The sequence below is a fragment of the Amycolatopsis suaedae genome (assembly GCF_004214935.1).
Lineage (GTDB): Bacteria > Actinomycetota > Actinomycetes > Mycobacteriales > Pseudonocardiaceae > Amycolatopsis > Amycolatopsis suaedae.
On sequence record NZ_SFCC01000014.1, the window covers coordinates 22,999 to 34,144 of the forward strand.

Annotated in this window: 8 protein-coding genes; 3 read left to right on the forward strand and 5 right to left on the reverse strand. The window is 72.3% G+C overall.

Features of this window, described 5'->3' with window-relative positions; all coding sequences use genetic code 11:
• Positions 1–1,035 carry a ketoacyl-ACP synthase III family protein gene (locus tag EWH70_RS25885; protein WP_130478139.1) on the forward strand — a complete coding sequence of 345 codons (1,035 nt, stop codon included), beginning with the start codon at positions 1–3 and terminating at the stop codon, positions 1,033–1,035.
• Here the strand turns inward: EWH70_RS25885 and EWH70_RS25890 are convergent.
• Entirely contained in the window at positions 966–2,204 is a 1,239-nt protein-coding gene (locus EWH70_RS25890; RefSeq protein ID WP_130478140.1) for a glycosyltransferase, read from the reverse strand. The genes EWH70_RS25885 and EWH70_RS25890 overlap by 70 nt on opposite strands.
• A gap of 76 nt (positions 2,205–2,280) precedes the next feature.
• On the opposite strand from EWH70_RS25890, the gene EWH70_RS25895 reads away from it, so the two are divergent.
• On the forward strand, positions 2,281–3,456 hold the full coding sequence (locus EWH70_RS25895) for a glycosyltransferase (protein WP_130478141.1): 1,176 nt from the start codon (positions 2,281–2,283) through the stop codon (positions 3,454–3,456).
• Here the strand turns inward: EWH70_RS25895 and rox are convergent.
• The 4 genes from rox to EWH70_RS25915 all read right to left on the reverse strand — a co-directional run bounded on the left by rox (position 3,443) and on the right by EWH70_RS25915 (position 9,440).
• A complete protein-coding gene (gene rox, locus EWH70_RS25900; protein WP_130478142.1) occupies positions 3,443–4,873 on the reverse strand; it encodes a rifampin monooxygenase in 1,431 nt (476 codons plus the stop codon). The two genes, EWH70_RS25895 and rox, sit on opposite strands and share 14 nt — an antisense overlap.
• A 676-nt stretch (positions 4,874–5,549) precedes the next feature.
• On the reverse strand, positions 5,550–6,725 hold the full coding sequence (yidC, locus tag EWH70_RS25905) for a membrane protein insertase YidC (RefSeq protein ID WP_130478262.1): 1,176 nt from the start codon (positions 6,723–6,725) through the stop codon (positions 5,550–5,552).
• 127 nt (positions 6,726–6,852) lie between these two features.
• Positions 6,853–8,142 (reverse strand): alginate lyase family protein, encoded by a 1,290-nt coding sequence (locus EWH70_RS25910; RefSeq protein WP_240687234.1) that lies wholly within the window; start codon positions 8,140–8,142, stop codon positions 6,853–6,855.
• 89 nt (positions 8,143–8,231) lie between these two features.
• Complete coding sequence (locus tag EWH70_RS25915) at positions 8,232–9,440, reverse strand: ROK family transcriptional regulator (RefSeq protein WP_130478143.1); 1,209 nt, start codon at positions 9,438–9,440, stop codon at positions 8,232–8,234.
• A 74-nt stretch (positions 9,441–9,514) separates the two neighbouring features.
• On the opposite strand from EWH70_RS25915, the gene xylA reads away from it, so the two are divergent.
• Entirely contained in the window at positions 9,515–10,687 is a 1,173-nt protein-coding gene (gene xylA, locus EWH70_RS25920; protein ID WP_130478264.1) for a xylose isomerase, read from the forward strand.
• The last annotated feature ends 459 nt before the right edge of the window (positions 10,688–11,146 follow it).

Here is an 11,146-nt window from a genome sequence, read left to right on the forward strand (position 1 = left end):
GTGCGCACACCGGATCTCTACTTCGGGGGCATCGGCTCCTTCCTGCCGCCCAGCGTCCCGGTCGGGCAGGCCGTCGCCGACGGGCGTTACCCGGCCGAGGAAGCCGAGGCACACGGCTACGCCGGCGCCGCGGTCGCGGGCGACCGGCCGGCGCCGGAGATGGCACTGGAAGCCGCACACACCGCGGTGAAGCGCGCCGGGCAGCAGCCCGGGGAGCTGGACCTGTTGCTGTACACCAACACCTGGCACCAGGGGCCGGACGGCTGGCCGCCGCAGGCCTACCTGCAACGGCACCTGACCGGTGGCACCGTCCCGGCCATGGAGGTCCGGCAGGGCTGCAACGGCATGTTCGGCGCGCTGGAGCTGGCCGCGTCCTACCTGCGGGCCGACCCCGCGCGGCAGGCCGCGTTACTGGTGGCCGCCGACAACTACGGCACCCCGCTGATCGACCGCTGGCGGCTGGGTTTCGGCCTGGTCGTCGGCGACGCCGCGGCGGCCGTCGTGCTGACCACCCGGCCCGGGTTCGCGCGGTTGCTGTCGGTCTGCTCGGTCACCGCCCCGGAGGGGGAGGACCTGCACCGCAGCGGCGAGCCGCTGTTCCCGCCGTCGGCGACCGTCGGCCGCACCCAGGACTTCGGCGCCCGCCTGGACCACTACCGGGCCAACCCGCCGGAGGGCGCCCGGGTGCTGATGCGCATGCCCGACTACACGCTCGACGTCGCCAGGCAGGCGGCCGGCGAGGCCGGGATCGAGCTGGAGGACCTGGCCAGGGTGGCCTACGTCAACCACTCCCGCGAGGTCGTCGAGTACCGCTGCATGGAACTGCTCGGCCTGCCCATGTCCAAGTCCACCTGGGAGTTCGGCAGGACCATCGGCCACTGCGGCGCCGCCGACCAGATCCTCGCGCTGGAGCACCTGGTGACCACGGGCCAGCTGGCGCCGGGCGACCACGTGCTCATGCTGGGTCAGGCGCCCGGGGTGCTGCTCTCGGCCGCCGTGGTGCGCATCGTCGACGTCCCCGACTGGACCGGCTGACCGGCGGCCAGCGCGGGCAGGCGGGCGGCGACGTCGTCCGCGGACGGCATCGCCGCGATCTCCTCGGCCAGTTTCCTGGCCGCCGCGGCGTAACCGGGTCCGGCGAGCACCCGCGCCGCCGCGTCGGCGACCGCGTCGCCGTCGGCCGTGTCCGGTGGCAGGTGCTCCACCGCGCCGCTGGCGGCGATCCGGTCCAGCCCGTCGAACGCGTTGGCCCGCGACGGCAGCACCACCTGCGGCACGGCGGCGGCCAGCGCGGTCAGCGTCGTGTTGAACCCGCCGTGGTGGACCACGAGATCGGCCAGCGGGATCACGTCGGCCTGCGGCACCCACGGTTGCACCGTGACGTTCGGCGGCAGGTCGCCCAGCACGTCGGCGGACACCGACGGTCCCGTCGCGACGAGGATGTCGGCGTCCAGTGCGGACAGTCCGTCGGCGGCCGCGCGCAGCACGTCGGCGGCACCGATGACCGTGCCCAGCGTCAGGTACACCAGCGGCCGCCCGGGAACCCGGTCGCGGACCACGGCGGGCAGCTGCGCTGGCGGCGCGAACGGCGCCGGGCGCAGCGCGACGGCGGGCACGGCTTCGGCGAGTTCGGTGCGCTGCAAGGACGGCGGGCACAGGTCGAGGTAGGGGTCACCCGCGGTGCCCAGCGCCGGGCCCGACGGCAGGGTGACCCCGGCGTCGGCCGCCACGGCGTGCAGTGCCTCGGCGAAGCCCGGCCCCAGCTCGATCGGGGCGAGCCCGAACGCGTGGCACACCGTCGGCACACCGGCGTGCTTTCCGGCCAGCGCCGCACCCGGGTTGCCCGCCTCGTGCACGACCAGGTCCGGGCGGTCCCGCTCGATCAGCGGCAGCAGGCCGGCCAGGAAGGCACGCGGCAGGACGTCGCCGAACGCCTTGGCGTACAACAGCTCGCGCTCGGTGTCCGGCAGGGTCGGCGGCGGCTGGGGCGACCGGCCGAGATGGCTGCCGAACGTGGTGAAGAACGCCTCCCGCAGCCCTTCGCCCGCCTCGGCGACGGCGCAGCCGGCGTCGGCGAGCACCGGATGCAGCTCGGCCGAGGTGGCGAAGAGGACCTCGTGTCCCGCCGCCACGGCCGCCCGTGCCAGCGGGATCAGCGGATAGGTGTGGCCGGGCGAACCGAGGCTGGAGAACAGGATGCGCACACACCCGATGCTAGATCCGCGATCCGCGCTCGCGAGGCGTCGCCAGCGGCCAATCCCGTTCGTATAGTGGGGTGTCGTGCGGATCCTGTTCTCCAGCCTGCCCGTCCACGGTCACACCTACCCGCTGATCCCGCTCGCGCTCGCGGCACGCGAGGCCGGGCACGAGGTCGTGTACGCCACCGGTGAGGAAATGCTGCCGTCGCTGCGCACGGCCGGCCTGACCGTCGAACCGGTGGCGCTGGACATGCGCGAGGCGTTCGGCCGCGCACTGGCCGGCCTGCGCGTCGCCGTGCCCAGGGACATCCCGGAGGACCAGCGCGACGACGCCACCGTCGAGGTGTTCAGCTCGATCGCGCCGAGGGCGTTCGTCGACGGTCTCGCACCGCTGATCGGCCGGTTCCGGCCCGACCTGGTGATCCACGAGTCCGGCAACCCCGGCGCGGGGCTGGCCGCGATCCTGGCCGGTGTGCCCAACGTCGTGCACTCCTACGGCCGCGGCACCCCGTCCACCGGCGACGGGCTGCGCGGCCGGATCCGGCAGCGGCTGCTGGAGCTGGCCGCCGAGCTGGGCGCGGCGGGCGCGACCGCGCACCCCGGTGGCCTGCTGTCCAAGGGCTATCTCGACATCTACCCGAGGTCGATGCAGGACGAGACGTTCCTCGCCGAGGTGGACCGGACACCGCTGCGGCCGGTGTCCTACGGCGAACCAGCCGAGCTGCCCGCCACCGTGGTGAACCGGACCGATCCGCGGCCGCTGGTGTACCTGACCCTGGGCACGGCGTTCGGCTCGCCCGACGTGCTGCGCGACGCCATCGCCGGACTGTCCCAATTGGACTGTGAGGTGCTGGTGGCTGCCGGGCCCACGGTCGACGTGCACGAGCTGGGGGACTGGCCGGGCAACGTCACCGTCGAGACCTGGGTGCCGCAGGCGCGGCTGCTGCCGCACGTGGACCTGGCCGTGCACCACGGCAGCGCGGGCACGGTGCTGAGCGTGCTCGCCGCCGGGGTGCCGCAGCTGATCCTCCCGCAGGGAGGCGACGGGTTCATCAACGCCGCGGCCGTGGCGCAGGCCGGTGCGGGCGACTGGCTGCCGCCCGCCGAGTGCGACGCCGCCGCCGTCACCGAGAAGGCGGGGAAGCTGCTGGCCGACCCGGCCTGCCGGGAGGCGGCAGGCCGGGTCGGCAGGGAGATCGCGGCGATGCCCACGCCCGCCGAGGTGGCGGCCCGGCTGGAGCGGTTCACGGCGAGCTGACCGCGCCGAACCAGCGGGCGAGGTGCCCGGCCAGCTCCCGCTGGTCCTGCCCGGCCCAGGCCACGTGGCCGTCCGGCCGCAGCAGCACGGCGGGCACGTCCAGTTCCTCGCTGACGTCGGCGACGTGGTCGACCCGGTCCGCCCAGCCCTCGACCGACAGCCGGCCGGTCTGGTCGAGCAGCAGCCCGCGGCCGCCGTGCATCAGCTCGTAGAGGCTGCCCCGCTTCAGCCGCAGGTCTCGCAGCCGCCTGCCGAGCAGCTCGTGGCCGTCGCCGAAGTCGTAGCGCACGCGCAAGGCGGTGATCTTCTCGGTCAGGTACCGGTTGACCTCGTCGAAGTCCATCAGCTCCGCCACCAGCTTGCGCAGCGCTCGCGGTCCCGGCTCCAGCGACATCAGTTCCGTCTGCGCGCGGGTGTTGTCCAGCACGTCGGCGGCCACCGGGTGACGTTCGGCGTGGTAGGTGTCCAGTAATCCCTCCGGTGCCCAGCCCGCGACCGCGGCGGCCAGCTTCCAGCCGAGGTTGAACGCGTCCTGGACGCCGAGGTTGAGCCCCTGCCCGCCCAGCGGCGGGTGGATGTGCGCCGCGTCGCCCGCCAGGAAGACCCGGCCGTCCCGGTAGCGCTCGGCCAGCCGCGTGGCGTCGCCGAAGCGGGACAGCCAGCGCGGGGAGTGCACGCCGAAGTCCGTGCCCGCGTAAGTCCGCAGCTGTTGCCGGATCTCCTCCAGCGTCGGCGGCACGGTGCGGTCCTCGGCGACGGTCGCGGCCGGCACGACCAGGCGGTACAGCCCGTCGCCGATGGCGCCCATGCCGAACCGCCGGTTGGTTTCGCGGATCTCGGCCGCCGTGGCGGCGATCGTCTCCGCCGGGGCGGTGGCCGCCAGCTCGCCCAGCAGCATGTCGACCCTGGACGGCTCGCCGGGAAAGCCGATGCCGAGCAGCTTGCGGACCGTGCTGCGGCCGCCGTCGCAGCCGACGAGGTAGCGCCCGCGCACGCGCGAGCCGTCGGCGAGTTCGGCGGTCACCCCCTCGTCGTCCTGGCGCAGCCCGGTCAGTTCGCGGCCCCGCCGCAGTTCCGCCCCGGACTCGACCGCGTACTCCAGCAGCAGCCGGTCGGTGACGTTCTGCGGAATGCCGAGCACGTAGGGGTGTGCGGTGTCCAGGCCGCCCGGTGACGGCTTGGAGATCCCGGCGAAGAACCCGCCGAGCGGATACTGGGTGCCGTGCGCGAGGAAGCGGTCGAGCAGGCCGCGCTGGGCCAGCACCTCGATGCTGCGTGCGTGCAGGCCGAGGCCCCGGATGATCGGGCTCGGCTCGGGGTCGCGCTCCAGCACGACCACCCGCACACCGTGCAGCCGTAGCTCGCCGGCCAGCATCGACCCGGTCGGCCCGCCGCCGGCGATGATCACATCGAACATGAGTCCCCGTTTCCGCCTGGTTGGAGTTCCGGCCGGGAAGTGTGCGGCATGACCGGGGTCTTGCGGCAAGCCCCGGGGTGGGCTATACGTTGAGAGTGGCGGGGAAGGTTCCCCGCCTTTGTCATGTCCGGCGTTGCTGACGGTGGAAAGCACGTGAAGGCCACCGTCACCACGTCTACGTCAGGCCTCGGCAAAGTCCGGTGACCGCGGCCGCGGCGCTGTTGCGAAGGGCACCTTGGTGGCGAGATTCGCCAGGATGGTGCCGTTGGCTGCGAGTGTGGGGTCTCGTTCGTGTGACCGGCGGTGCCGTTGTGGTGGCCGGGTCAGCTGGGTTGGTGTGAAGGCCGAGTTCCTGTCGTCTGGCTTGATGAAGGTGGCCTTCACGAGCCCCAGGCCGACGTCTCGCGACCTGGAACCGATGTCCCGGCCAGTGGGAGCAGGCGGGCGGGAACGTGCAACTCGCGGGTCGGGAACGGTCGACTCGCGGGTCGGGAACGGAGGACTCGCGCGAGCGGGCCGCACACGCGGGCGACCGGCACTACGTGAGAATCGTTCTGCGCTCGGGACCGCACACCTCGCACAGCCGGGCATCGGAGCGCGCTGGCGGTAAAGCACGTGAAGGCCACCTTCACCACGTCTCACGTAATGAAGGTGGCCTTCACGAGCTGGGGAGTCGCTAACGCCGCTTGCGGGTGGTCTTGCGCGGTGGCGTCTTCTGCTGCTTGGGGGCCGAGCCGTTGGTGCCGCTCGCGCCGCTGCCGTTCTGGCTGGACTTCGGTTCGCCGTCCGGCTTGGCCACGGTGCTGCCCGGCTTGCCGTCCCCGGACTTGTCGCCGTCGGACGCGGGCGCGGTCTGGGCGAAGCCGTGGGCCGAACCGGCCTTGGTCACCTTGCGCTTGCCCTGCTGTCCTTGCTGCCCCTGCTTGGCGCCGGAGCCGGACGCCGGGTTCTTCTTCTGCTGCACCGGCTTCTGGCCGGGCTTCGGCGCGGTCGGCTTCTGGCCCGGCTTGGGGGCGAGGTTGTTGCGCTTCTCCCGCGCCGCGACCTTCTTCTCTTCCTCTTCCTTGTCGATCTTCTTGTAGACCAGCATCTGCTGCATGAAGGTCCAGCCGTTGTTGGCGACCCAGTAGATCAGCAGGCCGATCGGGAAGAGTGCACCGAAGACGAGCACGCCCAGCGGGAAGACGTACATCGTCAGCTTCTGCATCATCGCCGTCTGCGGCGTCATGGTCGCCGGGTTCTGGCGAGCGGCCGAGTGACGGGCGTTGAGGTGGGTGGTGACGCTGGAGATGATCATCAGCGGGATCGCCACCGGCGCGACGTACCAGAGCCACTGGGCCCCGGCCTGGCCGCCGACCAGCCCGACACCGTTGTAGATGGCCTCGCTGAGGTGGACCCCGAAGAGCTTGGCGTGGGTGTAGGACTCGACGCCAGCCTGGTCGAAGAAGTAGTTCTCGGTCTTCGGCCCGCCGCCGGGCGGCGGCACGGTGAACGCCCGCAGGACCCAGTTCAGGCCGATGAACACCGGGATCTGCAGCAGCATCGGCAGGCAGCTGCCCAGCGGGTTGACGCCGTGCTCGCGCTGGAGCTTCTGCATCTCCATCGCCTGGCGCTGCTTGTCGTTCGCGTAGCGCTTCTGGACCTTCTTCAGCTCCGGCGCGAAGTCCTGCATCTTCTTCATCGACCGGACCTGGTTCACGAACGGCTTGAACATGATGCCGCGGACGGTGAAGGTCAGGAAGACGATGGCGATCACCCAGGAGGCCGCCGAGGCTTCGCCGAAGATGAAGCCGAACACCTTGTGCCAGCACCACAGGATGAACGACACAGGGTAATAGACGAAATCGAGCACCCGGAAACTCCTCGGCGACAGGCAGGCGACGGCGGACAGCAGCCGCGCAGCGTTCATTCACCAGCGTACGCACGTCCGCCGTCGCCCACTGTAACACCCGGGTACCCGGGTGCTTGCCCGGCGTCGGTCAGGGCCGGGGCGGGGTGAGCGAGATGTCGTCCAGCTGCTCGGCGGCGGGCCGCACCGGGTACAGATCGCCGCCCGGCGGCACCGGCACGCGCGGCAGCGCCGCCCGGGCCGCGCGGCTGCCCGCGTCGGCCGCGGCGTGCAGCACGTCGAGCGCCGCGTACTGGTGGAAGTCCATCTCCGGATACGGCCAGTGCGACTGGCCGCCGACGGCCGTGGGGATCAGGAAGTCGGTGGCCTTGAACAGGCTGCCGCCGCTGGAGGCCCGGTACCGCCACAGGTCGACGCCGACCCGTTCGCCGATCTGCGCGAGCCGGGTCAGTGCGACCAGGTTGAACGTGAAGTAGTGCCAGCTGCGGGTCCGCGTGCGTTCCTTCGGCTGGCTGCCCTCGGCGTCGATCTGCGGCGCGATGCGCTTCTCCCTGGCGTCGAGCACGATCTGCCTGGCCAGCTGCCGCTTGCCGGTGTAGAGCGCGAGACCGGCGCTGAGCATGTCGTAGAAGCTGCCGTGGTTGTTGTCCTCGGCTGCCTCCTCCCTGCCGTTCTTGCTCGTCAGCAGCCAGTCGTGGAACTGGCCGAGCCAGGTCTTCATGCCGCGGGTGTCGGCGGGGTTCCAGCCGGGCGCGCCGGTGTCGAGGATGGCGACGGCGTCGACCACCTCGGTGAGCGTGTAGGCGAACTCGATGATCCCGATCCCGCGACCGTCCACCCGGCACGGAATGCCCTGGGCGAAGTTCAGGTTCGGGTTCATCCTCGTTGCCGCGTCGAGGAACCAGGTCCGCAGGACCAGCGCGGCGTGCCGGGCGTAGGCGGGGTCGCGGGTGTAGTACCAGGCCAGGCTCAGCCGGTAGATCGCGCCGAACGCGGCCAGCCGCTCGGCCTTGTCCGGGATGGCGTCGGCGGCCGGGTTGCGCACGCCGTCACGCTGGACGTACGGGCAGCCCCGCGGATTGTCCGGAGTGGACGGTTGGCTGGGCCACCAGTACGGCGCCAGGCTCAGGTAGTCGTGCTTGTCACCGCTGGGCGGCGTCTGCGGCTTGTCCACCACCGTCCACGGCCCCTTGGACAGGTCGGCCCTGGCCTGGACGAGCAGGTTGTCCAGGGAGGTGCGCAGCGTCCGGTCGCCGGCGAGCAGCCGGACGCGGTTGCGGACCAGGTCGGCGCCGTCGAGCACGACCGTTCCCGGCTTGCACCACCGGCAGTGGTCCGCGGCGGCCGGGGTCGCGGTCACCAGGCTCGCCAGCACACCGATCACGGCGACTCCGGCGACGAGTCTCCTCAGTGAGAACACGGGTCACTCCGTTCATATTCATGAACAGCAGGTGAAATGGTGAACAAGTCTTACATATGTGAAGTCGGCTGACCAGGGCTTCTCTGGCTTCAGCCCGCGTCGACGAACGACTCCGGGTCGGCCAGGATCGCCCGGACCGCGGCGCCCGCCGCGCCCCGCGCCGCCGCCTCGCCGCCCAGGGCGGAGCGCAGCACGCGCACCGGCGCGAACGACGCGCTCATCACCCGTGCCCGCAGCCGCTCGGCGAGCGGGCCGGCCAGCCAGGGGTGCAGCCGCGCGTACGCGCCGCCGAGCACCACGGTCGGCACGTCCAGCAGATTGACCACGTCGGCCAGTGCCACGCCGAGCCAGTGGCCGGCGTCGGCCGTCGCCTCGAGCGCCGCCGGCTGTCCCGCCTCCAGCCTGCGGATCAGCTCGTCGAGCAGCTGCGACGGCCTGCCCTCCAGCGGGACCCCGGCCCGGCGCAGGACGGCCTCCTGTCCGGCCAGCCGCTCCAGGCAGCCGCGTGCGCCGCACGGGCACTCCGGCCCGCCGGGGTCGACCGCGAAGTGGCCGAGTTCGCCGCCGAACCCGCGCACGCCCTCGAACAGCGTCCCGTCGATGACGATCCCCGCGCCGATGCCGATCTCGCCGGACACGTGCACGTAGTCGTGCGGGCCGCCGGCCCACAGTTCGGCCAGCGCGGCGAAGTTGGCCTCGTTGCCGGGCAGGACCGGCAGCGTGCCCAGGTCGACCCTGGCGCGTAGCGCGGCGGGGATGTCGATGTCGTGCCAGCCCAGGTTGGGTGCCACGCGCAGGGTGCCGGTGCCCGCCTCGACCAGGCCGGGCAGTGCCACGCCGACCCCGCCTGCCCGCACGCCCAGCCGCGCCGCCTCGGCCAGGCACGCACGTACGGCCCCGGCCGCCCGGTCGAGGACGGCGGCGGCCGGCTCGGTGCGGTTGTCGGCCTCGCTGACCCACTGGCCGCGTGGCGTGCCGGTGAGGTCGACGAGGCAGGTCGCCAGGTAGTCGACGCCGATCTCCACCCCGAGCCCGTGCGGCCCGGCGGGCGACAGCGAGAGCGCGGCGCCGCGGCGGCCGGGGCCGTTGCGCGGCGCGGGCCCGGCCTCGGCCACCAGGCCGCCGTTCATCAGCCGTTCCACCAGGCTGGACACCGTCGCCTTGGTCAGGCCCGTGCGCGTGGCGACCTCGGCGCGGGACAGGCCGGGGGTGTCGGCGATGGCCCGCAGCACGAGTGCCGCGTTGTGCCTGCGCACCGTGCGCTGCCCGGCCGGGGCGGCGGGGTGGGAGGACGTCATGCGGGGAGAGGGTAGACGGCAGCCCCGTCGGCCGGATAAGTTCAGTCGTCAAACTAATTGGATCTGGAGGTCGCCTGGTGAACCGGCCCGCTCGCGAGGACAAGTTCAGCTTCGGTCTGTGGACGGTCGGCTGGCAGGCCGCCGACCCGTTCGGCGCCGCGACCCGCCCGGCCCTGGACGCGGTGGAGGCCGTCAACCGGCTCGCCGAACTCGGCGCCTGGGGGATCACCTTCCACGACGACGACCTCATCCCGTTCGGCGCGGACGTCGTCGACCGGGACCGCCGCATCACCCGCTTCCGCGCGGCGCTGGACGCGACCGGGCTCGTCGTGCCGATGGTGACGACCAACCTGTTCGGCCACCCCGTCTTCAAGGACGGCGCGCTCACCAGCAACGACCGCGACATCCGCCGGTTCGCCCTGCGCAAGGTCATGCGCAACATGGACCTCGCCGCCGAACTGGGCGCGTCGACCTACGTGCTGTGGGGCGGCAGGGAGGGCTCGGAGACCGACGCGGCCAAGGACGTCGGCGCCGCGCTGGACCGCTACCGGGAGGGCGTCGACACGCTCGCCCAGTACGTCCTCGACCAGGGCTACGGCCTGCGGCTGGCACTGGAGCCCAAGCCCAACGAGCCCAGGGGCGACATCTTCCTGCCCACGATCGGCCACGCGCTGGCGTTCATCGCCACCCTGGAGCACCACGAGATGGTGGGCGTGAACCCCGAGGTCGGCCACGAGCAGATGGCCGGGCTGAACTTCACCCACGGGATCGGGCAGGCGCTGTGGCAGGGCAAGCTGTTCCACCTCGACCTCAACGGCCAGCGGGGCCCGCGGTACGACCAGGACCTGATCTTCGGCCACGGCGACCTGCTGTCCGCGTTCTTCCTGGTGGACCTGCTGGAGCACGGTGGTTACGACGGGCCGCGGCACTTCGACTACAAGCCGCTGCGCACCGAGGACGCCGACGGCGTCTGGGCCAGCGCGGCCGCGAACATGCGCAGCTACCTGCTGCTGCGCGAGCGGGCGCGGGCCTACCGCGCGGACCCGGAGGTCCAGGAGGCGCTGGCGGCGGCCCGGGTCCCCGAGCTGGCGACGCCGACGCTCGCGCCCGGCGAGACCCCGGCCGACCTGCGGGCCGACACCAGCGCGTTCGAGGACTTCGACACCGACGCCGCGGCCGTCCGCGGCTACGGCTTCGTCCGGCTGTCCCAGCTGGCGCTGGAGCACGTCCTGGGTGCCCGGTCCTGAGCTGTGCCGTGCCGGTCGTGCCCCCGGGCACGTGAAGGCCACCTTCATTACGTGAGACGTCAGGGCCTCGGCAAAGTCGTGGGCAGCGACGGCCTGGGTCCGTCGGCAGGGGCGCTGTGGTTGCGTGTCGCGCAAGTATGGTGCCGTTGGTGGCGGCGGGGTGCCGGGGGTGTTGTCTCGTTCGTGGTGGCTGGTGGGGTGGGTGTGCTGGCTGGTGCCGGTGTGGCAGGTGTGCCCGCGTGGCGGGTTCGCGTCGGGTACGTGAAGGCCACCTTCATCACGTCTGGCGAGAGGAACTCGGCCTTCACACGCTCCCAGGTGTCCCGCTGGCATCGCAGGCCACGGCAGTCCCACCAGTCACACCCGTAAGGCAGCGAGGGAGCTTTACTACCCTTCTTCGCCAGTAAAGCTCCCTTGCTCACGCCCGACGCCCGACTTCGCCGGGACCCTGAGGTGAGA

What these genes read in the sequence shown, in the direction of transcription:
- EWH70_RS25915 (WP_130478143.1), bottom strand. Translation starts at nt 9,440, where the DNA reads ATGACGTCCTCCCACCCCGCCGCCCCGGCCGGGCAGCGCACGGTGCGC.
- rox (WP_130478142.1), bottom strand. Translation starts at nt 4,873, where the DNA reads ATGTTCGATGTGATCATCGCCGGCGGCGGGCCGACCGGGTCGATGCTG.